The organism is Myxococcus sp. AS-1-15, assembly GCF_020037055.1.
In the GTDB taxonomy this organism is placed as follows: domain Bacteria; phylum Myxococcota; class Myxococcia; order Myxococcales; family Myxococcaceae; genus Myxococcus; species Myxococcus fulvus.
Genome location: NZ_JAIQDF010000002.1, coordinates 332,117 through 355,344 on the forward strand (window position 1 = coordinate 332,117; position 23,228 = coordinate 355,344).

General features: G+C 69.8%; 21 protein-coding genes. 12 read left to right on the top strand and 9 right to left on the bottom strand.

Features of this window, described 5'->3' with window-relative positions; genetic code table 11:
- Position 1 precedes the first annotated feature (1 nt).
- From K8625_RS07060 to rraA, 3 genes are all read right to left on the bottom strand, one after another.
- Positions 2-808: an ABC transporter ATP-binding protein gene (locus K8625_RS07060; RefSeq protein ID WP_074948513.1), complete on the bottom strand. Its 807-nt coding sequence runs from the start codon at positions 806-808 to the stop codon at positions 2-4.
- Positions 795-2,042, bottom strand: a complete 1,248-nt coding sequence (locus K8625_RS07065; protein WP_223782242.1) for an ABC transporter substrate-binding protein — start codon at positions 2,040-2,042, stop codon at positions 795-797. The genes K8625_RS07060 and K8625_RS07065 overlap by 14 nt, the downstream gene beginning before the upstream one ends.
- Positions 2,043-2,412: 370 nt before the next feature.
- Positions 2,413-2,913 (bottom strand): ribonuclease E activity regulator RraA, encoded by a 501-nt coding sequence (rraA, locus tag K8625_RS07070; protein WP_223749727.1) that lies wholly within the window; start codon positions 2,911-2,913, stop codon positions 2,413-2,415.
- A gap of 238 nt (positions 2,914-3,151) precedes the next feature.
- Here rraA and hemL point away from each other — a divergent pair, with 238 nt between their 5' ends.
- Together hemL and K8625_RS07080 are read left to right on the top strand one after the other, a co-directional pair.
- Positions 3,152-4,447 carry a glutamate-1-semialdehyde 2,1-aminomutase gene (gene hemL / locus K8625_RS07075; RefSeq protein ID WP_223749728.1) on the top strand — a complete coding sequence of 432 codons (1,296 nt, stop codon included), beginning with the start codon at positions 3,152-3,154 and terminating at the stop codon, positions 4,445-4,447.
- On the top strand, positions 4,431-7,172 hold the full coding sequence (locus K8625_RS07080; protein ID WP_223782243.1) for a serine/threonine protein kinase: 2,742 nt from the start codon (positions 4,431-4,433) through the stop codon (positions 7,170-7,172). The genes hemL and K8625_RS07080 overlap by 17 nt, the downstream gene beginning before the upstream one ends.
- 7 nt (positions 7,173-7,179) lie before the next feature.
- Here the strand turns inward: K8625_RS07080 and K8625_RS07085 are convergent, their stop codons facing one another.
- The 3 genes from K8625_RS07085 to K8625_RS07095 form a co-directional block, all read right to left on the bottom strand.
- Entirely contained in the window at positions 7,180-8,016 is an 837-nt protein-coding gene (locus K8625_RS07085; RefSeq protein WP_223749730.1) for a hypothetical protein, read from the bottom strand.
- Between the two features lie 20 nt (positions 8,017-8,036).
- Positions 8,037-10,673: an ATP-binding protein gene (locus tag K8625_RS07090; RefSeq protein WP_324289132.1), complete on the bottom strand. Its 2,637-nt coding sequence runs from the start codon at positions 10,671-10,673 to the stop codon at positions 8,037-8,039.
- A gap of 261 nt (positions 10,674-10,934) precedes the next feature.
- Positions 10,935-11,453, bottom strand: a complete 519-nt coding sequence (locus K8625_RS07095; RefSeq protein WP_223749731.1) for a YbhB/YbcL family Raf kinase inhibitor-like protein — start codon at positions 11,451-11,453, stop codon at positions 10,935-10,937.
- Between the two features lie 326 nt (positions 11,454-11,779).
- Here K8625_RS07095 and K8625_RS07100 point away from each other — a divergent pair, with 326 nt between their 5' ends.
- The 6 genes from K8625_RS07100 to ychF all read left to right on the top strand — a co-directional run bounded on the left by K8625_RS07100 (position 11,780) and on the right by ychF (position 15,690).
- Positions 11,780-12,040, top strand: a complete 261-nt coding sequence (locus K8625_RS07100; RefSeq protein ID WP_223749732.1) for an AtpZ/AtpI family protein — start codon at positions 11,780-11,782, stop codon at positions 12,038-12,040.
- Positions 12,037-12,444 carry a hypothetical protein gene (locus K8625_RS07105; protein WP_046710601.1) on the top strand — a complete coding sequence of 136 codons (408 nt, stop codon included), beginning with the start codon at positions 12,037-12,039 and terminating at the stop codon, positions 12,442-12,444. Before K8625_RS07100 ends, K8625_RS07105 begins: the two co-directional genes overlap by 4 nt.
- Positions 12,444-13,490 carry a F0F1 ATP synthase subunit A gene (gene atpB, locus K8625_RS07110; protein WP_046710602.1) on the top strand — a complete coding sequence of 349 codons (1,047 nt, stop codon included), beginning with the start codon at positions 12,444-12,446 and terminating at the stop codon, positions 13,488-13,490. The genes K8625_RS07105 and atpB overlap by 1 nt, the downstream gene beginning before the upstream one ends.
- Before the next feature lie 137 nt (positions 13,491-13,627).
- On the top strand, positions 13,628-13,858 hold the full coding sequence (locus K8625_RS07115; protein ID WP_141324688.1) for an ATP synthase F0 subunit C: 231 nt from the start codon (positions 13,628-13,630) through the stop codon (positions 13,856-13,858).
- Positions 13,859-13,983: 125 nt separating this feature from the next.
- Positions 13,984-14,535, top strand: coding sequence for a F0F1 ATP synthase subunit B (gene atpF / locus K8625_RS07120; RefSeq protein WP_046710604.1), 552 nt, complete (start codon positions 13,984-13,986; stop codon positions 14,533-14,535).
- A gap of 45 nt (positions 14,536-14,580) precedes the next feature.
- Complete coding sequence (gene ychF / locus K8625_RS07125; RefSeq protein WP_141324687.1) at positions 14,581-15,690, top strand: redox-regulated ATPase YchF; 1,110 nt, start codon at positions 14,581-14,583, stop codon at positions 15,688-15,690.
- Positions 15,691-15,789: 99 nt separating this feature from the next.
- Here the strand turns inward: ychF and K8625_RS07130 are convergent, their stop codons facing one another.
- Complete coding sequence (locus K8625_RS07130) at positions 15,790-16,086, bottom strand: hypothetical protein (RefSeq protein WP_074948531.1); 297 nt, start codon at positions 16,084-16,086, stop codon at positions 15,790-15,792.
- Positions 16,087-16,591: 505 nt separating this feature from the next.
- Positions 16,592-17,887 (bottom strand): citrate synthase, encoded by a 1,296-nt coding sequence (locus K8625_RS07135; protein WP_223782244.1) that lies wholly within the window; start codon positions 17,885-17,887, stop codon positions 16,592-16,594.
- Positions 17,888-17,996: 109 nt separating this feature from the next.
- Here K8625_RS07135 and K8625_RS07140 point away from each other — a divergent pair, with 109 nt between their 5' ends.
- The 4 genes from K8625_RS07140 (at position 17,997) to K8625_RS07155 (ending at position 22,367) form a co-directional block, all read left to right on the top strand.
- Positions 17,997-18,779: a class I SAM-dependent methyltransferase gene (locus tag K8625_RS07140; protein ID WP_223782245.1), complete on the top strand. Its 783-nt coding sequence runs from the start codon at positions 17,997-17,999 to the stop codon at positions 18,777-18,779.
- Positions 18,780-18,887: 108 nt separating this feature from the next.
- Positions 18,888-19,391: a cupin domain-containing protein gene (locus K8625_RS07145; RefSeq protein ID WP_223782246.1), complete on the top strand. Its 504-nt coding sequence runs from the start codon at positions 18,888-18,890 to the stop codon at positions 19,389-19,391.
- A gap of 13 nt (positions 19,392-19,404) precedes the next feature.
- On the top strand, positions 19,405-19,902 hold the full coding sequence (locus tag K8625_RS07150) for a hypothetical protein (RefSeq protein ID WP_223782247.1): 498 nt from the start codon (positions 19,405-19,407) through the stop codon (positions 19,900-19,902).
- Between the two features lie 62 nt (positions 19,903-19,964).
- A complete protein-coding gene (locus K8625_RS07155) occupies positions 19,965-22,367 on the top strand; it encodes a hypothetical protein (RefSeq protein ID WP_223782248.1) in 2,403 nt (800 codons plus the stop codon).
- A gap of 65 nt (positions 22,368-22,432) precedes the next feature.
- Here the strand turns inward: K8625_RS07155 and K8625_RS07160 are convergent, their stop codons facing one another.
- Positions 22,433-23,227 carry a TIGR00266 family protein gene (locus tag K8625_RS07160; RefSeq protein WP_046710615.1) on the bottom strand — a complete coding sequence of 265 codons (795 nt, stop codon included), beginning with the start codon at positions 23,225-23,227 and terminating at the stop codon, positions 22,433-22,435.
- Position 23,228: the final 1 nt, after the last annotated feature.

Here is a 23,228-nt window from a genome sequence, read left to right on the forward strand (position 1 = left end):
TTCAGGACAACCAGCGACGCTTGCGGCGGTAGCGCTTCAGCTCGTGGTAGCCGCGCTGCCCCTCGCGGCCGAAGCCCAGGTAGAACTCCTGCACGTCCGGGTCCTCGCGCAGCTTCTCCGCCGGCCCGTCCAGCACCACCTTGCCCGTCTCCAGCACGTACCCGTGGCTGGCCATGCCCAGCGCCACGCGCGCGTTCTGCTCGACGAGCAGCACCGACACGCCCTCGGCGGCGATGCGCTGAATCAGCTCCGACACCTCGCCCACCGCCTTCGGCGACAGGCCCAGGAAGGGCTCGTCCAACAACAGCACCCGGGGCCTGCGCATCAGCCCTCGACAGATGGCGAGCAGTTGCTGCTCACCGCCGGAAAGGTAGCCCGCCTTCTGTCGCCGCCGCTCGCGCAGCACGGGGAAGCGCGAGTAGGCGGACTCGACCAGCTCCTTGCGCGCCTGCGCGCCCATGCCGAAGCCGCCCGCGAGCAGGTTCTCCTCCACGGACAGCTCGCCCAGGATTCGCCGACCCTCCAGCACCTGCACCACGCCCGCGTGCACCCGGCCGTCGGTGGACAGGGCCAGCAAATCCCGCCCGGACAATTCGACACGGCCCTGGGTGATGGCGCCGTCGTGCAGGTCGAGCAGGCCGCTGATGGCGCGCAGCGCGGTGGACTTGCCCGCGCCGTTGGGTCCGAGGAGGGCCACCACGCCCTGGTGGGGGACCTCCAGGGTGATGCCTCGCAAGGCACGTACCGCCGAGTGGTAGACGACCTGGAGGTTCTGCACGCGCAGCAGCGGAGGACTACTTGCTGTCATCGGCGGCCTTCGCGGCGGGCGTGCCCAGCGCCTTGGGCGGCGCGTAGCCCGCGACGACACTCCAGCTCCCCTGGTCCAGCACGGGCTTGAGCACCCGCACCTCCAGCGCCGTCGCGTAGGGGAAGCGGGATAGGTCCACCGGCTCCGCCGTCAGGCCGCCCGCGGTGGTGCGCTGGATGTTCCTGAGCGCCTTGAGGTAGCCGGCGCGCGTGACGTCCTTCGCCTCGATGGCGGCCTTCAGCGCCTCCAACTGGACGCGGCCCTGGACGTAGGACGCCAGCGTGTAGAAGTCCTTCGGCGTGTCGGGATACTTCGCGTGCAGCGCGATGAAGTCCTTCATGCCCGGCACGTCGTCGCCCCAGAAGGTGAGCCCGGTGGCCCAGTAGAAGTTGGCGAAGACGGGCGCGGGGATGACCTTCGGGTCGAAGAACCGGTCCACCCACGCGGGCGTCTGTCCAATCCAGGTCGGCTGATACTTGAGCTGCGCGGCGGTGCCGAGGATGGGCCCCGAGGCCCCGGGCAGCACCGTGAGCAGCACGTAGTTGGCGCCGGACTGCTGGAGCGCGGTGACGACGGCGGCGAAGTCCTTCTGCCCTGGCGCAACGCTCTGCTGCGAGACGACGGTGACGCCGTGGTGCTTCGCGGCCTCCGTCCAGCCCTCCAGCCCGTCCTTCCCGTAGTCGTCGCCCTGCGCGACGATGGCGGCCTTCACCTTGTCCGCGCCGCCCGCGTGCTCCACCGCCCAGTCGAGGGCGCGCATCGCCTCCAGCTTGTAGGACGCGCCGATGGGCGGCGTGTACTGGTGCCGCGCCATCTCCGACGACTGTGACGCGGGGAAGGCGACCACGTTGTCCGCCGTGAGCTTGTCGCGCAGGGGCAGGGTGTTGGGCGTGCCGAAGCTGGTGCCCAGGAACAGCACCTGCTCGTGGAGGTCGCTGTACGCCTGCACCGCGTTCTGCGGGTTGTAGGCGTGGTCGCGCTCCACCAGCTCCACGCGCCAGCCCGGCGGCAACAGCCCCGAGTCCCCCGCGTTCACCTGCCTCGCGAGCAGCCGCTTGCCCGCGGCGAAGGGCTTGCCGATGGCGGCGCCAGGGCCGCTCTCGTCGTTGAGCGCGCCGATGTAGACGACCTTCTTCTCCAGGTCGACACCCTTGTCTGTCTTGATGTCCGACAGGGCGGCGGGACGCGTCTGCGTGCCCTCCGGAGCCGGAGCTTCTTCCTTCTTGCAAGCCATCAAGCAGAGAGCTGTCGCCAGGAGTCCGACCACGAGCCGTTGCATCGCAACCTCCCCGTCAGATTCGTGGCGGCACAGTAACCACACTCGCTCGGAAGAGAAAAGACAGTCACCGGTAATTCGATGGCTGTATTTCGCAGGGCGGAACTTCTCGGCGGCGTGTTTTGACTGTGTTTCGCACGGCGAAATGTCTCGCGCGGATGATGCATCGCGCAAGGCGCGCGGCGCGCAGCCTGGATGTGCTTTGTCAGGAGGAGCGGACGGGGACACGCCGGTGGCGGCGGTCCTCCCAGTCCAGCGAACACGTGGCCCACCCGGGCGTGTGGTTTCCCACCTGGTGGAAAGCCACGTGTCCCGCACGCGGGGCGCTTCAGTCCAGCGACGACTCCGGCAGCGCGGTCTCCGACGTGACGATGCCATCCGCGTCCGCGTAGAGGTGGTGTCCGGGGCGGAAGGTGACGCCCGCGAAGCGCACCTCCACGTCGCGCTGGCCCTCGTTGCGCTTGAAGCTCTTGAGCGGGTGCGTGCCCAGCGCCTTCACGCCGAGCGCCATGCGGCCCACCTCTTCCGAGTCACGGATGCAGCCGTTCACCACCACGCCCGCCCAGCCGTTCTGCTGCGCGAGCAGCGCCAACTGGTCCCCCACCAGCGCGCAGCGGCGGCTGCCACCGCCATCCACCACGAGCACCCGGCCGTTGCCCTTCTCCTCCAGGGCCTTGCGCACGAGCGAGTTGTCCTCGGGGGCGCGCACGGTGCTGATGGGGCCGGTGAACGTGGTGCGTCCGCCGAAGTCGATGAAGCCGGGCTCGGCGACCTGGAAGTGGGCCGTGCCCGCGTGCGTGTCACACAGGTCCGCCGTCTTGAAGTCCATGGGGCTGCTCTCCTGGGAAGGGTGGCCTCGGGGCCGTCGTCGTCACAGCGCTGTATCACCCCCGTGTCCAGCCCCCGGGACATCGGCATCACGCCGATGTGCGTTCTGGTGTGATTCCCCGGGGATACGTTGACGAAGGGTCAACGCGGGCGGCGGTCGATGGGCCGTAGAAGGGGCGGGCATGGGGGCAGGCTACTCGGAGGGAGGCTCGCCTCGCGGCGCGTGCTATGGAACCCACATGAATCACGCTCACAGCCAGTCCCTGTTCGCCCGCGCGCAGGCGCGCATCCCGGGCGGAGTGAACTCCCCGGTGCGCGCCTTCCGTGGCGTCGGAGGAGACCCCGTCTTCTTCCGCGAGGGCTCGGGCGCCTGGCTCACCGACGTGGACGGCAACCGCTACGTCGACCTGGTGGGGAGCTGGGGGCCGCTCATCCTCGGCCACGCCTACCCGCCCATCGTCGAGGCCATCATCGAGTCGGCCCGTCGCGGCTCGTCGTTCGGCGCGCCGCACGCGGGCGAGGTGGAGTTCGCGGAGCTCATCTGCGCGACGATGCCGGCGGTGGAGATGGTGCGGCTGGTGTCCAGCGGCACCGAGGCCACCGTGGCCGCCATCCGCGTGGCGCGCGGCTTCACCGGCCGCGAGCACATCCTCAAGTTCGAGGGCTGCTTCCACGGCGCCGGAGACCCGTTCCTGGTGAAGGCGGGCAGCGGCGTGGAGACGCTGGGCCTGCCGGACTCGCCGGGCGTGCCGTCGGCGCTGGCGAAGCTCACGCTCACCGCGCCCTTCAACGACCTGGCCGCGGTGGAGCGCATCTTCGAGGAGAAGGGCCAGGACATCGCCTGCGCCATCATCGAGCCGGTGGTGGGCAACATGGGCGTGCTGGTGCCCAAGCAGGGCTATCTGCAGGGCCTGCAGGCGCTGTGTCAGAAGCACGGCGTGCTGCTGGTGCTCGACGAGGTGATGACGGGCTTCCGGCTGGCGCGCGGTGGGGCGCAGGAGCTGTACGGGCTGAAGCCGGACCTGACGACGATGGCGAAGGTGATTGGCGGCGGCATGCCGCTGGGCGCCTACGGTGGCCGCGCGGACGTCATGCGCAAGGTGGCGCCGGCCGGGCCGGTGTACCAGTCCGGCACGTTGTCGGGGAACCCGGTGGCGGTGGCGGCGGGGCTCGCGTGCCTCAAGGCGCTGGCGGCGCCGGGGACGTACGCGCGGCTGGAGCAGGTGAGCCGGATGTTGGAGGAGGGCTTCATCGCGGAGGCGAAGGAGGCGGGGGTGCCCGTCACCGTCAACCGCGTGGGCAGCATGCTGACGGTGTTCTTCACCGAGCAGCCGGTGTTCGACTACACGAGCGCGAAGACGTCCGACACGGGGCGCTTCGGTCGCTTCTTCCACGCCATGTTGGATGCGGGCGTGTACCTGCCGCCGAGCCAGTTCGAAGCGGCCTTCGTCTCGCTGGCGATGGGCGAGGCGGAGGTGGCGCACGTGCTGGGAGCGGCGAGAAAGGCCTTCCGCGCGCTTGGCCAGACCGGTTGAGCCTCCGCCCCTGGAGGGGCCTGTTCGTTTCGGTCCCTACACCCTGGTGCGCCGCATCGGCGCCGGAGGGATGGGGGAGGTCTTCCTCGCGCGCGAGGAGGGCCCTCGGCGCGCCTGTGTGGTGAAGAAGGTCCTGCCGCAGTTGATGGAGAGCCCCCAGTTCGTGGGGCGCTTCCGCGACGAGGCCCGGGTGGTGGTGCGGCTGACGCACCCGAACATCGCCCGGGTGTACGCGATGGGCGAGGTGGAGGGGCAGCTCTACCTGTCGATGGAGTACGTGCGCGGCAAGACGCTCAGCCGCCTGTCGTATCGGCTGCGGCAGCTGGCGCGGATGATGCCCTTGGGCATCGTGCTGCACCTGGGCGAGCGGCTGTGTGAGGGATTGGCGTACGCGCACGACGCGACGGACGAGGAAGGGCATCCGTTGCACCTGGTGCACCGGGACTTGTCTCCGGCGAACGTGTGCATCAGCTACGCGGGCGAGGTGAAGATCATCGACTTCGGCGCGGCGCAGTCCACGCTGAAGGAGCAGCAGACGGCGCCCCGGGTGGTGATTGGGAACCTGACGTACATGTCGCCGGAGCAGGCGCGCAAGCGCTTCGTGGACCGGCGCGCGGACGTGTACGCGGTGGGCGTGTTGCTGTGGGAGCTGTTCGCGTGGAAGCCGCTGTCGCAGCGGGGAGACCCGGTGGAGCGGTGGCGGCGCGCGGCGTATCCGCAGTGGGAGCCGGCGGGGAAGCATCGGGAGGGGCTGCCGTCGAGCATCGAGGCGTTCCTGGCGAAGGCGCTGACGTCGGAGCCGGCGCAGCGCTTCCCGGACGCGGCGGCGATGGGCGCGGAGCTGGCGCGCTTGAAGGCGAAGCTTGCGCCCGGGGTGGGGGACGCGGAGCTGGGGAAGTTGTTGGCGCTGGTCTTCCCGCGGGAGAAGAAGGCGGAGGAGACGCTGCTCGAGGAGCTGCTGCGCGAGGAGGCGAAGCGCACGAACACCGAGCCGCAGCTCGTGGCCACGCTGGCGCCGCCGACGGCGCTCGCGTTCGAGCACAACGCCATCTACACGCCGGATGACTTCGTCCCGTCCGAGCGCGTCCAGGTGGGCCCCGCGCCGACGGCCGAGGACGAGACGATTCGTGAGCGGGGTGGGGGCGCGAGGCCCGGCGGCGACGAGACGATTCGTGAGCGGGATGGGCGCACGGGTCTCGGCGAGGACGAGCCGACGCACGCGATGGGCAGGCCCGGGCGCGGAGACGAAGCCCCGACGCTTCGGAGCGGGCGCACGGGGCATGTCAGCGGGTCCGCCGCGGGCCCCGGTGAGGATGAGCCGACCCATGCGATGGACAGGCCCAGGCGCGCGGATGAGCTGCCCACGCTTCGGGGTGGACGAACGGGGGCGGGTGATACCGGGCCGTCGCGTGTCGGCGGTTCAGCCGCGGGCCTCGGCGATGATGAGGCAACGCACGCGAGTGGTCGGCCTGGGCTCCAAGATGACGTCCGTCTGCCTCGTGGTGGCAGTGCGGCGTCTGGCGATGATGAGCCGACGCGCGCGAGCGGCAGGCCGGGACGCGGAGATGAAGTCCCCACGCTACGTGGAGGCGCTGCGGCGCCTGGTGATGATGAGCCGACACGCGCAAGCGGCAGGCCGGGGCTCGGCCATGAAGTCCCCACGCTTCGCGGTGGGAGCGCTGGCTCAGAGAGAGATGCGCCGACGCACGCGGCGAGAAAGCCCGGGCTCGGAGATGACGTCTCCACGCTTCGTGGTGGGGGCGCTGCCTCGACTGACGATGAGCCGACGCACGCGGCGAGAAAGCCCGGGCTCGGAGATGACCTCCCCACGCTTCGTGGTGGGAGCGCGACCCCAAGTGATGCGGAGCTGATGCATGCGCGCGGGAGCCCACGGCTCGGAGACGAAGTCCCGACGCTTCGTGGAGGGAGCGCGGGGCCGGGCGATGATGAGCCGACGCATGCGGTCGGCAGACCCGGTCGAGGAGTCGACGAGCCGACTCCCACGCAGGGTGCTCGAGGTCCTGGCGACGATGAACCGACGCGCACGGAGGTCGACGGACGCCGCTTGGGTCACCCGGGGCTGGACACCGAGGCCGCTCGCGGTATGGGGCCGCAGGGCGCGATGCGAGGCCCGGTCATCCCCACGTCGAGCCGTCCGGAGTTGGCGCACGAAGAGGGCTGGCGACTCGCCGACGAGGACGAGCCCACCGCTGTCGCCGTGCCTCCGCGTGTGGTGGCGGCCGACCCCTCCATCACGCTCCCGCTCGATATCGAGGCCATCGAGTCGCGGACCGCGCAATACGGCGTCGACACCGGAGCGCAGCGAGCCGCGCCTAAAACCAATATCGAAGCCACCGAGGCGCTCGAGGCCGCGAAGGTCCTGGTGGCCATCGAGAAGCAGGTCAAGGTCGCGCGGGCCAGCGCCCCCAGGTCCGAGGACACCGTGACTCCCGCCATGCCGAGCCCCCACCCCAGGCGTGCGCCCCGGGAGACACAGGTGGGCTTCGGCATCGACATCTCCCAGACGGTGGCCACCCAGGCCATCGAGGCCCGTCGGTTGGAGCTGGTCCGCGCCATCACCGGAGAGGACGAGGCGCCCGTGGTCGAACCCGAGCGCCCATCCGGGCGCTGGCTCCAGGCGCCTCGACTCGGGCTCGCCCTGGCGCTGTTCGTTGGCGCGGCCCTGGTAGGCCTGTTCGTGGTCTGGCTGACGGTGTGGCGGTAGGTCCCGCTCAGTCCGTCACCGCCATCCGGTAGCTGAAGCCCAGGCTCACCGTGGCCGTGGAGATCCAATTGCTGGTGAACCCGTCTCCGAACTCGTCGTCATTGTCATCGGACACGCCGCGCGCGCCGCCGCCCAGGTAGCGCAGGTTGAGGAAGGCCTCCAGCTGCGGCGTCACCCGAATCCCACCGCGCACCGACGCATCCAGCAGCGCGCCCGTGGTGTCGGAGTTGTCATCCCCGTTGATGAGGGCCGTGGGCGCATAGCTCCCATCCGCCTCCAATCCCAGCCACCACCGCTCGCTCAGCGCCCACTTCCCGCGCACCTTGAGCAATGGCACCGGCCCCACGTCGCGAGTCGCCCGCCGCAGCGTCCCATCCGCCGACGTGAAGACGAAGTTCGCGTTGCGCAGCTGCAATGAGACACCCACGGCCAGCTCGTCCTCGGAGACCCCGAGCAGGTCGAACAGGTAGCTGGCCCGATAGAAGGGGAAGCTGTAGCGCACGTTCAGCGGAGTCCCCTCGGGGAAGGTGAGCGCGTCGATGCGCACGTCGCGGCGCAGCACCACGTCCGTGTCGAACAACAGCGGCTGCACCAGGAACCCCACCGTGTGTCGCTTGCCGAGCGTCAGCTCCGCCGACAGGCGCACGAAGGTGTAGAGGTTGTCCTGTCCGCCATCCTCCGTGTAGCGGAACAGCGTCCCATCCCGCCCCTGGCGCAGGCTGTGCGAGAGCACGTCGAGGAAGCCCAGCTCACCCACGAACCGCAGGGACGTGCGCGGCTCCGCACGCGCGGGGATGCTCCCGAGACACAGCAACACGACCAGGACGCCGACAGGACGGAGCATGGACCTTCCTTCTCGAGGAATCACGGGACGGCGAGCAGTGGACGCGAGGACGCGGGTGCCTCCAGCGGCAGGTAGAGCCGGAAGCACGTGCCGGTTCCCGGCTGCGAGTCCAGGGTGAGGTGACCCTGGTGCGACTCGATGATGCGCTTCACCACGGCGAGCCCCAGCCCCGTGCCCTTGGCCTTGGTGGTGAAGAAGGGCTCGAAGATGCGCGCGCGCACCTCGGCGGTGATGCCCGGGCCGGTGTCGCTGAACTCCACCATCACCTCGGGCGAGCCGGCCGCCCTGCGCACCGCTGCTCGCAGGCGTCCACCCTGGGGCATGGCCTGCATGGCGTTGATGGCCAGGTTGAGGAAGGCCTGTCGCATCATCCGCTCGTCCACCGTCACCGGCGGCACGTCCTCCTCCAAATCCAGCTCCACCCGCACGGCACCAGGAGACTCCGCGAGCGCTCCGCGCACCGCGTCCTCCACCAGCGGCGCCAGGGGCACCGGATGTGGATGGGGCGCGGGCGGCCGCGCGAAGGTGAGCAGGTCCGCGACGATGCGGTTGAGCCGGTCGGCCTCCTCCGCGACGATGTCCACCAGCGGCTCGGCGGGGCTGTCCGGCCCGAGGATGCGCCGGATGGAGGCCACCGAGTTGAAGATGGCGCCCAGCGGGTTGCGCACCTCGTGGGCCACCACCGCGGACAGCTCGCCCAGGGCCGCCAATCGCTCACGGCGCACGAGCTGCTCCTGCGTCCGGGCCAGCTCCACGTAGCTGTCCTTCAGGTCCTCCACCAGCCGGGCGCCCTCGAGCGCCAGCGCGAGCTGGTTGGCGATGGCGCTCGCGCGCTCCACCTCCGCGGGCGTGAAGCGCCGGGTGCGCCGGGTCTCCGACGCGACCATCACCCCCACGGGCCGCTCGCGCACCACCAGCGGCAGTATCAGGAAGGATTGCGCGGAGGCGCTCTCGCGCAGGTCCTGGTCCACCCGGACGTCGGTGATGGCCTCCTCCACCATGAGCAGCTCGCGCGTCAGATAGGCCAGCCCCGTCGCGGAGCTGTCCGGCGCGCGCGCGGGCAGACACCGCCCGAGCAGCTCCGGGTGGCTGCCGCTCACCGCGCGCACCTCCAGCCACTCGCCCGAGGGGTCCGGCATCAGCACGTATGCATCCGGTGTGTCGATGATGCGCGCCAGGCTGGTGACGCCCGTGGCGAGCAGCTTGTCGAGCTCCAGCGTGGTGGCCAGCGCGCGCGCCACCTCGTGCAGCAGCGCCATGTCCTCCGCGCGCCCGCGCAGCTCCTGCAACAGGCGATGCGTCTCGATGGCCGCGGCGAAGTGCGTGCCCATGGCCTGGAGCGTCTCCAGCTCCAGCGGCGTGAGCGTCCTCGGCTCCCGGAACAGGACGCTCAGCGTGCCCACGCCGCGCGAGCGCACGCGCAGCGCGATGATGACCACGGTGTGGAAGCCGCGCTGCTGCAAATCCTCACGCAGCCCGTCCGGGCACTCGCGTGTCTCCAGCACCCGGGGCGCGCCCTCCTGCTGCGCCTGCGTGCACAGCCCGCCCGCGAGCCACAGCCGCGCGAAGCGCTCCGTGTCCGCCTCCTCCAGGTCCATCCCGCGCGCGTACGTCACCTCCATCCCGTGGTCCTGCGGCAGCAGGATGGTCACCGCGTCACAGGCGACCAGCCCGACAATCTCCTCCGTGCCCGGGCCGAAGAACGCGCGAGGGTGGGGCGCCGACGCCGCCTCCGACGCCAGCCGGTTGAGCGCCGCCAGCGCGTTGTTCTGCGCGGACAGTCGGGAGATGGTGAGCGCCGCGTCGAGCGCCGCGGACACCTGCGCGCCGAACAGCCGCACCGGCGCGAGCTCCTCCTCGCGCAGCCAGTCCCCCGCCAGGGCCAGCATCGCCCGGGGACGTCCCTCCACGTCGATGCGCACCGCGACGGTGTGGGACGTGCTCGCCCGCGACAGGACGCCGCGAGCCTCCTCCGCCAGCGCGCCCTCCAGGAAGTGGCCGACCTCCACCGACAAGTCCTCGGAGTACGCCGAGCCCTCCTTCCATGCCCGGGCCAGCATCGTCGGCCAGCGCCCCACCACGTCCCGCACCCACCTGCCGCTCAGCTGCCGCGCGTCCGGCGGAACCAACGGGATGGGGACATAGGTCTGTCCCAGCCGGACGCCCTCGCCCTCGGGAGACAGCCACGCGAAGGCGAACCCCAGCTCCTCCAGCCCGGAGAACATCCGCCGCAGCACCTCGCCCTCGGTGCGCAGCGAGGGGAGCCCCGCGCCCAGCTCCGCCAGTCGTTGCAGCACGCCCCTGCGCTGACTGCGGGACGTGACGTCGCGGACCAGCGCCACCCAGTCCGGGCCGCTCGGGATGAGGGTCATCTCCACCTGTCGTTCTCCGGTGGCCGTGCGCAGCGCGGCCTCATAGGTGCTGGGGACCGATTCGCCGCGGAGCCTGCGGGACTGGCGCTCGGTGACCTCCATCACGCTCGACTCCGTCAGGAGGAGCGTCGCCGGGCGGCCCACCAGCGTCTCGCGCGGGTGCCCCACCAACATGCCCAGCGCGTCATTCACATACACGAAGCAGCGCTCGCGGATGACGCAAACGCCCACGGACATCTCGTCGAAGGAGCCATAGGGGGCCCCGCCCCGGAGGGATGGATTCACGGCACCCACGACTCTTCCACCGCGTGCAAGCGTCGAGAAGTGCACCCGCCCGCGCTTCGATGACCAGACCACAGACGCGGCCAACGACTCGCGGTTTCCCCTTACATCCAACGTCTGTCAGGACATATCCAGCCGCCTGGACCGTCCTTGGATGGATGCAAGGGAATGCGGGCGGGCCGCCCTCCCGCAGCCACACCCGCAAGTCATTGAGGTCGAGGCCCGCCCGTGCTCCCAACGGGCAGGCTCCCGGGAACGTCCGGCTCAGGCCGACGCGCCCGGCACCGCCTCGGCGGCGCGGTGGTGGACCTTCTCGTACAGGCCGATGAGCTCCGCCTGCCCCAGGATGTGCCCCTCCATGGCCTTGAGCAGGTCCCGGCGGGTGGGCCGCCCCAGGTTCGGCAGCACCAGGTCCAGCGCGTACAGCTTGAAGTAGTAGCGGTGCCGGCCCACGGGCGGCATGGGGCCGCCGTAGGCCTGGTGGCCGAAGTCGTTCAGGCCCACGCGAATCCCCGGCGGCATCGTGTCCAGCTGGGCGCCCTCGGGCAGCTCCCGGGCGCCAGGGGGGATGTTGTAGAGCACCTGGTGGCAGAAGACGCGCTGGGGCCGTTGGGGGTCCGGCGCGTCCGGGTCCTCGACGATGAGCGCCAGGCTCTTGGTCCCCGCGGGCGGGTTCTCCCAGCGCAGGGGTGGGGCGATGTCCTCTCCCTCGCCGGTGAAGGCGATGGGGATGAGGTCCCCGTCGTTGAAGCGGGGGGACGACAGCACGAGGGGCTTGGGCATGGAGTCCTCCTGAAGTGGGCCAGGAGCAAGCTGGCGATGCGCCCACCCCGGCGCGGAGGGGCGACACCCCAGCCGCTGGAGCGCCGGGCACCAGGGGGACGAAGCGGCCGGGCCCTCGGTGTACCCCGGGGAGTCCTGCCTGCCCGCGCTGGAGGTGATAGCTGCGCTTGCGGCTCCCTCAACCCCCGCTGGGGGTGGCCCCTCCAGTGAGCTTGTACCGGTTGCACCTGTCGCGCATTCGGTGTTAAGCGGCGCCCGCGTGTGAAGGGGTTGGATCGGGTGGCATGGAAATCCGAGGGTTTCCCAGGGTTTGGGGAGGCGTCCGAATGGCGGCGAAGGAACCCCGGGAGCAGTCGGATGGGAGCGAGCTGGGGACCACGGCTCGCCAGATGAGGGCGGCGCAGCCCTACATCAACGCGGTGTGGAAGCTGGTGGGCGGGGCGGTGGTGGGGGTGCTGGGAGGCTACTGGCTGGACCGGAAGCTGGGGTCGGGGCCGTGGTTGCTGGTGGGGTTGAGCTTCCTGGGTATCTGCGTGGGCTTCTACGGATTCCTCCGGGAGATGGCCCGACTGGGGAAGCGCAAGTGACGGGGCAGGACGGCGAGGAGAAGGACCCGTTCAAGTCCCACGCGGGGCTGGCGGCCGGGGTGATGGTGGTGGGCGTGGCGGTGGGTGGGCTGCTCCCGACGGTGGTGGAGGACCGGGTGTCGGCGTTGTGGGGTGTGGGGCTGGCGTCGGTGACGGGCGTGGTGGCGCTGCTGCTCAAGCGGCGGGCGATGAAGCAGGACCTCAAGGCGGCGTTGAAGGTGGTCGGGGTGGTGTTCGGCCTGAGGATGGTGGCGGTGGTGGCGGGGCTCTTGGGGATGGTGTCGCGAGGAATGCAGCCGGTGCCGTTCATCGCCGGCTTCTTCGGGGTCTACTTCGCGCTGCAATGGATTGAAGTCAGCTACGTGATGGCCGCGTCGAAAAGCGCGGCGGGCGGAGACGAGTGATGCGCAAGGCAATGGTGCTGTTCGCCAGTCTGTTCGTGGCCACCGCGTGGGCCGCCGGGTCGGAAGGCCACGGCGAGGGGCACGAGCCGAGTGTGCCGGAGTACATCCTCCACCACGTCTCGGACACGAACGACTTCGAGCTCGAGGTCCCGCTCAGCAAGCCCATCCACCTGGGCGCGATTCCGCCGCTGCGCATCGGCAGCTGCGAGCCGGTCATGACGGACCACGGGCTGGTGGCCCCCTCCGGTTGGAGCGGCCTGTTCGCGGGCTGCCTGGACCTCTCCATCACCAAGCACACGGTGATGATGTGGCTGGCGGCGCTGCTGCTGCTGGGCTCCATGCTGGTGTGGAGCAACCGCGACAAGACCAAGCTGGTGCCGCGCGGCGCGGGCGCCAACCTCATCGAGATGCTGGTCCTCTTCGTCCGGGACGAGATGGCCATCAAGAACATCGGCAAGGAGGACGGCCCGCGCTACGTGCCTTATCTCCTGACCGCGTTCTTCTTCATCCTCTTCATGAACCTCTTGGGCCTGGTGCCCTGGATGGCGACGGCGACGGGCAACCTGGCCGTGACGGCGGGTCTGGCCATCTGCACGTTCATCGTGACGCAGGCGGCGGGCATCCGCGCGGCGGGCCTGGGCGGCTACCTGAAGCACCTGACGGGCGGCGTGCACTGGCTGCTCTGGCCCATCATGATTCCGGTCGAAATCCTGGGCCTGTTCACCAAGCCCTTCGCCCTCACGATGCGTCTGTTCGCCAACATGCTGGCGGGCCACATCGTCCTCTTCTTCCTCATCGGCCTCATCTTCATCCTGGGCCACCCCGCGGTCGCGGTGGTGAGCGTGCCGTTCGCGTTCGCCATCTACCTGCTGGAGCTGTTCGTGGCCTTCGTGCAGGCCTACGTGTTCACGCTGCTGTCGGCGCTGTTCATCGGCATGGCGGTGGCGACGGGCCACCACCACGACGAGCACGGCCACGCGGACGACCACGGCCACGGGCACTCGGAGCTGGGCCCCAGCCACGACCACGGCAAGGCGCACGCCTGAGACAAGTTAGCGGGGCGCCGGCAGTCGGGCGCTCCGGTCGGAGACCTGGCGATTCGAAAGGTCGCCAGAGGTAGTCCTGAAGGGCATCACGACCCCCCCACAAGCGGGTCCTTCGCTACGAAAAGAGAAGCACCGCCATGACCAACCTCGCTCTTGCCTTCCTCGCCGCCGGCCTCGGTGCCGGTCTCTCCATCATCGGCGCCGCCCTCGGCATCGGTAAGCTCGCCGCCGCCGCCATGGACGCGACGGGCCGTCAGCCCGCCGCCGGTGGCGACATCCGCACCACGATGATCATCGCCGCGGCCCTCATCGAAGGCGCCACGCTGTTCGCGCTGGTCGTTTGCGTGCTTCTGGCCACCAAGGCTTAAGGCCGCTTCGCAGGAAGCCTGGAACGCGCCGGCGCTCGCGACTTCGCGGGGGCCGGTGCTTCCCGGTGGTAGAACCCTTGAGATTTTCGCCGTCTGACTGACTCCCTCACGCCGGACACGCCGCCATGTTCCTGCCCTCCGTCCTCGCCGCCAGCAACCTCGTGAGCGTCCAGCCGGGCCTCATCTTCTGGACCCTCGTCACCTTCGTCATCGTCTTCTTCGTCCTGAAGTCGAAGGCGTGGGGCCCCATCCTCCAGCTGGTCGAGGAGCGCGAGAAGCAGATCTCCGCCGCCGTGGAGAGCGCCAAGCGTGAGCGCGCCGAGGCGGAGAAGCTGCTGGCCGACCAGAAGACGGCCATCGCCGAGGCCCGCCGTCAGGCCGCCGAGGAGACGCGCCGCAACCAGCAGGAGATGGAGAAGTTCCGCGAGGAGCTGATGGCCAAGAGCCGCAAGGAGGCGGAGGAGCTGAAGCTGTCCGCGCGTCGGGAGATCGACGAGCAGAAGACCAAGGCCATCGCCGAGGTGCGCTCCATGGCCGTGGACCTGGCGATGGAAGTGGCCGGCAAGCTCATCAACGAGCGCATGGACGACAGCAAGCACCGCGCGCTGGCCGAGCAGTTCGTGCAGGGCCTCCCCCTGAGCGGCACCGGCAACGCCGGCGTTCGCCGGTCGGCCTAGTTCGGGGAAGCGCGCCCACAGGCGCGCTTGTTCCAGGGAAACACCATGGCGCTATCCATCGGCATCGTCGGGCTGCCCAACGTGGGCAAGTCCACCCTGTTCAACGCGTTGTCGGCCGCGGGCGCGCAGGCGGCCAACTACCCGTTCTGCACCATCGAGCCCAACGTGGGCGTGGTGCCGGTGCCGGATGAGCGCCTGGACAAGCTTTCCGAGCTCATCAAGCCGCTGAAGAAGATCCCCACGTCGCTGGAGTTCGTGGACATCGCGGGCCTGGTGCGCGGCGCCTCCAAGGGCGAGGGCCTGGGCAACCAGTTCCTGGGCAACATCCGGCAGGTGGACGCGGTGCTGCACGTGCTGCGCTGCTTCGAGGACGACAACGTCACCCACGTCGAGGGCGGGGTGAATCCGGTGAGGGACCGGGACGTGGTCGACACGGAGCTGTGCCTGAAGGACCTGGAGACGGTGGACAAGCGCCGCGAGCGCACCCAGAAGAACACGAAGATGGGTGGCAAGGCGGGTGAGGAGGCCAAGGCGGAGATGGCGCTCCTGGACCGCGTGAAGGCGGGCCTGGACAACGGCGTCACGGTTCGCGCGCAGAAGCTGACGGAGGAGGAGAAGGCGGTCATCCACGACCTGTTCCTCCTGACGGACAAGCCGGTGCTGTACGTGGCGAACATCGGGGAAGGGGAGATTGGGAAGGAGGACGCCAACAAGCACGTCGCGGCGGTGAAGGAGATGGCCGCGAAGGAGGGCTTCGAGGTGGTGGTGTTGGCGGCGGCGCTGGAGTCGGAGATTCAGCAGCTGCCCGAGGCCGAGCGTCCGGGCTTCCTGGAGAGCGCGGGGCTGAAGGAGCCGGGTCTGCACAAGGTGGTGCGGGCGGGCTACAAGCTGTTGGGCCTGTGGACGTACTTCACGGTGGGCGAGCAGGAGTGCCGCGCGTGGACCATCCACCAGGGCTACAAGGCGCCGCAGGCGGCGGGCGTCATCCACTCGGACTTCGAGCGCGGCTTCATCAAGGCCGAGGTGATGCGCTGGGAGGACCTGGTGAAGCTGGGCAGTGAGTCCGCGGTGAAGGAGAAGGGGCTCCTGCGGATGGAGGGCAAGGAGTACGTCGTGCAGGACGGTGACTGCATGCACTTCCGCTTCAACGTGTGACGGTGGCGGCCCTTGGGGGCCGCGAGCCGGGAGTACCGCGCGGACGCGTTCTGGAGGGCCTTGGGGCCGTCTGGGAGCGCCCGCGAGGCGTTTGTGGGGTCAGAGGGTGATGCGCGGGCCGCGCACGGCGGTGAAGACCCAGAGGCCCAGGCCGACGAGGGCGATGAGGGTGGTGAAGATGGCGGCGCGCCGGGCCTGGGGGGCGGTGTCCGTCTGGCGGGAGGCGTAGAGCCACATGCCGCCCACGCGGAGGACGAAGAAGAGGGTGATGAGGATGCCGCCGACCACGGCCCAGCCCGTGGGCCGGGACAGGAGCACGCCCCAGGAGGCGAGGAAGGCGATGTTGCCCAGCAGGGCGGCGACGGCGAAGCGCGGGTAGGTGCGTCGAGGGTCCACGACGGACAGTGTCCACTGTGGAGGCCTTCCGGCCAACCCGGGAGTGAGTGGGGTGGTCGGAAGGTGACATCGCCTGAGTCGGAGGACGCAACACCATGACATCAAAGACAATCAAATAGGGCGCTCAGCGTGTCTGGGTGGGGCTCGAGTAGTTCGGCCATTCACATGACTGGAGCGTCCAATAGCTGCCATCCGTCATCTGGAAGATCGAGGCCACCTGATCCCCAACCAGGCAGAGCGCGACATCTTGGTAGATGACGCATTCGTTTGAGCAAAGTTCCACCTTGAAGAGTGGTGGATCGAGGCGGCAGGGACCCTTGGGGATTCCGCCCGAGGCACAGGGCTTCCCGCACCGGGTGATGACATGCTCGAGCTTGTCTCCGACGGAGACCATGCATCCGGCTCCATGTTGGGTGGGAATCGGCTCTTGTTTGGAGCAGGCCGCTATCGTCAGCGCTCCAGAAACCAGGAATGAGATGAGGGCGGAGGATTTCATATGCCATCCCTACTTTCGCGACGACTCCGTCGATGCCACGTAGCGCGCCCTGGGACGCAGCAGGTGCCCCTGCTCACGTTGCTCCAGGATGTGCGCGACCCATCCTGTCATGCGCCCCACGGCGAACAAGGTGGCTGCGGCGCCGGGCGGGAGGCCCAGTGCTTCCGCGAGCATGACCAACCCCAGGTCTATCGTCGGCTCCGGATGCCCGGCCTTGCGCATCGCATCGAGGACCGCCCTCGCCACGCGCACACTTTGCGCTTCGGGCTTCACCTCTCGCGCCGCGTCCATGATGGGCGGAGACCTCGGGTCGCCGTCGGGATACAGCTGGTGCCCGAAACCTGGCACCGCGTCACCTCGACGCAGGCGCTCGTGTACCACCGCCGTCGCTCGCTCCGGCTTCCCCACTTCCGACAACAGCGCCTCCACCCTGTCGCAGGCCCCGCCGTGCCTCGGCCCTGACAACGCCGCCAGTGCCGCGCTCACGCATGCGTACAGGTCCGCTCCCGAGGACGCCGTCACTCGGGCCGTAAAGGTCGACACGTTCAGCTCGTGGTCCGCGCACAACACCAGGGCTCGATTGAGCAACTCCGGCGCTCGCTTCACCTGAGTGTCCCACGCGATGGCGAGCGACTCGGCCACGGTCGGCGCTCGCAAGGCTCGGACGACTCGCCCGGGTGCTTGCGCCACGCTTACCCAGCCCGCCAGCTGTCTCAACAGCCGCCTCGCCCGTGTCTTCTCCTGCTCTGGCGGCGCCGCGAAACGCCCCGCATCCCTTGCCGCCAGCAACGGCACCAGTGCCGACAACGCCGCCACCGGCGTCGTTCCTCGCGGCAACAGTCTCGCCAACTCGGAGGGCGGCAACGCGGGCTCCTCGCTTGCCCAGCGTGGGTCCTCCTCGGGCAGCGCCCCCGACCACAGCAGCTCCGCCACGGACTCGAGGCTCCTCCCACTCGTCGCCAGCGCCACCGCGGAGTGCCCCCGGTACGCGAGTCCCTCCGCTCCCACCTGGGACACGGAGGAGTCGATGACCGGCTCTCCCCACCTCAGTGCACCCGAGGCCACAGCCGCGTGCCCCGCCCGCGCGTCGTGTCTGACCTTCAGCCGCTCCAGGTCCGAGCGCACATAGCGGTTCTCCTTCGAGCCCGGCTCCGGCACGCAGCGCACGAGCCCCCGGCTCACGTAGGTGTAGAGCGTCGCCCGCTTCACTCCCAGGAGCGCCGCGGCCTCCACCGCCGTCACCAGTTCGTCCTCAGGTCGATGGACGAATCGAGATTGAGAGCGTCCACCCTTGCGTCTACTCATTCTCTCGCAACCTCCCCGTCTCTCCATTCTCGACTCGACTCGATTCACTTGTCGATGTGAGCCTTTCCGCTCGCGTCCCACTCGTGATTGCGCCGAGAGGAGCACCGTCATGCCTTCTGTCGTCGACTTCGGACGCACGTCCTCCGACTACTCGAAACACCGCCAGGGCTTCCCGGACGCCTTCTTCACCCGGCTCGCTCGTGAAGGTGTGCTGCGTCCTGGCTTGCGCGCCGTCGACGTCGGCTCGGGAACCGGCACCGTTGCTCGGGGACTCGCCCGTCATGGCTGCTCCGTCACCGCGACCGATATCTCTGAGAACATGCTCTCGGCGGCCTGTCAGCTCGCCTCGGACGCGGCGCTCTCGATGGACTTCCGTGAGGCCCCCGCCGAAGCCACGGGGCTCCCCGCCAGTGCCTTCGACCTCGTGACCGCTGGACAGTGCTGGCACTGGTTCTATCGGCCCGCGGCTGCTCGCGAGGCACTGCGCCTGCTCGTCCCTGGTGGTCGGCTCATCATCGCCCACCTCGACTGGCTGCCACTGCCTGGCAATGTCGTCGAGGCCACCGAGGCGCTCATGAGCGCCTTCAATCCCGACCCTCCCGACCACGCACGCTTCGGCTGTGGCGTGGGACTCTATCCCCAGTGGCTCCGCGACGTCACCGACGCTGGCTTCACGCCCCTGGAGACCTTCTCCTTCGATGTGCTCTTGCCCTACACCCACGAGTCCTGGCGTGGTCGCTGCCGCGCCAGCGCCCTGGTCGCCGCGACCCTGCCTCCCGACGACGTGGAGCGCTTCGACGCCGCCCACGCTCGTCTCCTCGCCGAGAGCTTTCCACAGGACACGCTCGACATCCCTCACCGCGTCTTCGCGCTCCTCGCCACGCGTCCTTGAGAGAGGGCCCGTCAATCCCTCCGTCTTCTTCGCCACGCATCCCTGTCTCATCCCCACGTTGCTTGCGCCTCGGGCGCCGCACCCTCCCGAACCCACGGATCACACCCCATGTCCTCACATCCCCACGTCATCCACGAGCCGGACCTCCCGTGGACCGAAGTCACTCAAGGCCCTCGTGTGGCCTATCGTCGCAAGCAGCTCGGTGCCGCCGCGAAGGGACAGAAGCTCGGCTGCAGCCTCATGGAACTCTCGCCGGGCAAGCACGCCTTCCCGCTGCACTTCCACCTGGCCAACGAAGAGGCCTACCTCATCCTCTCCGGCACCGGCCTGCTTCGCCTCGGTGACTCGTCGCTCCCCGTGAAGGCCGGTGACTACGTGGCTCTGCCCCCAGGCGCCCAGTCCGCGCACCAGCTCCTCAACGACGGCACCGAGACGCTCCGCTACCTCGCGTTCTCCACCATGGTGGAGCCGGACGTCATGGTGTACCCGGACTCGAAGAAGCTCTGCGTCACCGCGGGCTCCGCCCCCGGCGGCGACAAGGCCTCTCGAACCCTGTTCACCGTCCTGCCCCTCTCCGCCGAAGTGGACTACTGGAGCGGCGAGGAGCGATAGGCTCCGCGCCCTCATGTCCTCCCTGCTCGACACCCTCACCAAGGAGCGCCTCCTCAAGGACCGCGATGCCGCCGCCGAGCTCGTGCGCCACGGTGAGCCGCCCCACGTCTCCCTGCTGCGCCTGTGCGACGCGGGCCTCCTCCAGGGCGGCCTCTCCGTCGCCTACGGCGTCCGCCCCGACGAGCTCATGGGCCCCCTCACCACCGCCATGGGTGGCCCCGCTCGAAACCTCAAGGTCGTCGACGTCCGCGAGCGCTCCGTCCTCGAACTGCACGTCCAGGTCGGCGACGTCACCGAGAAGTGGGAGGTCGAGGACCTCTCCGTCCTCGTCCACAACCTCAACGACCTCTACCGGGACGCCCCCGACGCCCGCGCCATCGCCGAGCTGGGCGAGTGGGAGGACGCACTCCAGCTCTGGTGTGTCGACAAGCGCACCCTGCAACGCTTCGCGCGGCAGCCCTTCTTCGCCCCTCGGAACGCCCGGGATCTGCGTTCCCGCACGGGGGAGTGAGGTGCGGGAGGACCTGTCACGCTCTCGCGATAATCCCGGGTTCTGAGGCAGCATGGGGGGACATGCGTCTCGTGTCCTGCCTCCCGCTGCTGTTGCTGTGGTCCTCGGCCGCCCTGGCCGAGCCTGACTCGTTCGGTCTGGGCGACGCGCTCAACGGCGCGCTCAGCGTCACCACCGCCAACACCGTCATCAACACCGCGATGCCCCTGGCGCTCGGCTCGGCGCGCGGGGACAGGTCGCTCGCGGTGACGTCCTCCGCGGCGCCTCCCGTGGGCGGCCTGGTGATGGTGCACCAGACGATGGGCTTCCCGGCGAGCACCCCCTCGGGCGGCACCGGCCAGACGAGCCCCGGTGGCGTGGGTCGCTGGGAGTTCGCGCGCGTGTCCCGGGTGACGATTGGCAGTCCCACCGTGCTCGAGCTCTCCGCGCCGCTCGTGAATCCCTACACCGCGCCCGGCGCGCAGGTCGTCACGGTCCCCGAGTACTCCCGCGTCACCGTGTCCTCCTCGGGCTCGCTCGTCGCGCGGCCCTGGGATGGGAGCTCCGGGGGCATCGTGGCCTTCCTCGCCACGGGCGCGGTGAGCCTCGAGGGCAACATCTCCGCCGACGGCGCGGGCTTCCGTGGAGGCGCCGCCATCAACAACATCTCGAGGTCCGGCTGCGCGGGAAACGACCTCGCTCCGTCCCAGGGCGGCACCTTCAAGGGCGAGGGCGTGGTGGTGCAGCGCTACGGCACGGCCTCCGGACGCGGCAACCTGGTGAACGCGGGCGGCGGCGGTATCTGCCACAACTCCGGTGGCGGCGGTGGCGGACACCGGGGCTTCGGTGGAACGGGCGGACGCTCCTCCTCCACGCTCGACAACTCGCGTGACGTGGGTGGCCTGGGCGGCACGTTGATGGAGTACTCCATCGTCGACGCCTTCCTCTTCGGCGGCGGTGGCGGCGCGGGCGAGGGTGACAACACCGTGGCGACCGGAGGTGGCGCGGGCGGCGGCGCGGTGTTCTTCCGGAGCGCCTCCCTCTCTGGAAGCGGGAGCATCACCGCCAACGGTCAGGCCGCGCTCTCGGTGACAGGGGAGGACGGTGCGGGCGGCGGCGGCGCGGGTGGCTCGGTCATCGTGAGGACCTCGGGCACGCTGGCGTGCAAGGTCGCGGTGCTCGGCGGGCGCGGGGGCGATGTGCGCGGCACGACCTCCCAGTTCGGACCGGGCGGTGGCGGCGCGGGCGGCTCCTTGCTGCTCCATGGCTCGTCGGTCTCGTGTGACATGGGGAGCTCGGGAGGCGCCGCGGGGGTGACGTCCACGGTGGGGGCGCATGGCCCCACGCACGGGGCGGGCGTCGGTGGGGGAGGTGACGCGAAGCTGTACTCGTATGCGTACGCCACGCCGACCAGGCCGGTCATCACCGCGCCCACCCAGAATCAGACCAACGTCTCCGAGCGTCCCCGCATCACGGGCCTCGCGGACCCGGGCATGCGCATCGTCATCTACGTGGATGGCGTGGAGGTGGCCCAGGTGACCTCGGGCGCCAGTGGTGACTTCTCCGCCGCGGTGGGCGATGGGCATCCGCCCCTGTCCTCGGGAGGCCACTCCGTCACGGCCATCGCCGACTCGCTGGGCGCGTACAGCAAGCCCGCGGACCTGGTGGCCTTCAATGTCTCGGGGCCGGATGCGGGCGCCATTCCCCAGCCCATCATCGTCGTGCCCGAGGAGGGCGAAGTGGTGGGGCCCACCCCTTACATCGCGGGCGTGGCGCCCAACGCGAGCACGGTGGGCCTATACGTGGATGACCGCGAGGAGGTCATCGTCTCCGCGGACGCGTTCGGTCGCTTCCGCTACCAGATTCCCGACGACGCGCCACTCGGGCCCGGTCCTCACCGCGTCAACGCGCACGGGCATGCCGCGAACAACCAGGACTATGGACCGGACTCGCCCAACACCGTCTTCGAGGTGGTGGAGGACGTCGACGGTGGAACGACGCCGCCTGATTCGGGAACGCCGGACGCGGGTTCTCCGGACGCGGGTTCTCCGGACGCGGGCTCGCCGGGCACAGGGGACGGAGGCTCCGTGTTCTCGGGTGACACGCCCGTGCTCGTGGTGCCCGCGGAAGGCGAGGTCGTCGACCCGACGCCCTTGTTCGCGGGAGTGGCTCGGCCCGGTATCTCCGTGTCGCTCGAGGTGGACGGGACTCGCGTGGCCACCGTCACCGCTGACTCGACGGGCGCGTTCCGGCACTCGGTGCCCACCGACAGCGCGTTGGCTTCGGGGGAGCATGCCGTGTCGGCGTACATGCTCAACGGCGAGTCCGGGACGCCGGGCCCCCGGTCCGCGGACACGGGGTTCCAGGTGCGTGGGCCCATGGCACTGGACGTGGGCTGCGGCGGTTGCGGCGCATCCCCCGTGGGAGCGGGGGCGTGGGTGCTGCTCGTGGGCGGGTTGGCGCTCCTGCGTCGTCGGCGCAGCTAGCACTCGAAGGGGGGCGTAGGGCGGAGGCCTCACGGACCTCCGCCGCCGCTGGAGACTTCCGTCCCTCAGTCGTCGCCGAGCAGCGAGCCCAGGCCGACGTTGCCGAGCACGCTGCCCTCGTCCCGCGCACCCCCCGGGCGCGCGGCGGAGAGGATGCGGCCCGCGAGCCGGCTGAAGGGCAGCGACTGGAGCCACACCTTGCCCGGGCCCCGCAGCGTGGCGAAGAACAGGCCCTCGCCGCCGAAGAAGGCCGTCTTGATGCCGCTCACCATCTGGATGTCGTAGTCCACCGTCGGCTGGAACGCGACGATACAGCCGGTGTCCACGCGCAGCACCTCGCCCGGGCCCAGCGTGCGCTCGCGCAGCGTGCCACCCGCGTGGATGAACGCGAGGCCGTCACCCTGCAGCCGCTGCATGATGAAGCCCTCGCCGCCGAACAGGCCCGTGCCCAGCTTCTTCTGGAACGCGATGCCCAGCGACACGCCCTTCGCCGCCGCGAGGAAGCTGTCCTTCTGCGCAATCAGCTCGCCGCCGAGTTCACCCAAGTTCACCGGGATGATCTTCCCGGGGTAGGGCGCCGCGAAGGCCACCTTGCGCTTGCCGCCGCCCCGGTTGAGGAAGACGGTGGTGAACAGCGACTCGCCCGTCAGCAGCCGCTTGCCCGCGCCGAGCAGCGAGCCCAGGAAGCCGCTCTTCTTCTCCGAGCCGTCACCGAAGATGGTCTCCATCTCGATGCCGTCCTCCATGTACATGAGGGTGCCGGCCTCGGCCACCGCCGCTTCCTGCGGGTCCAGCTCCACCTCGACGAACTGCAGGTCATCGCCGTAGATGTGGAAGTCGACCTCGTGCATCTGCGCCATG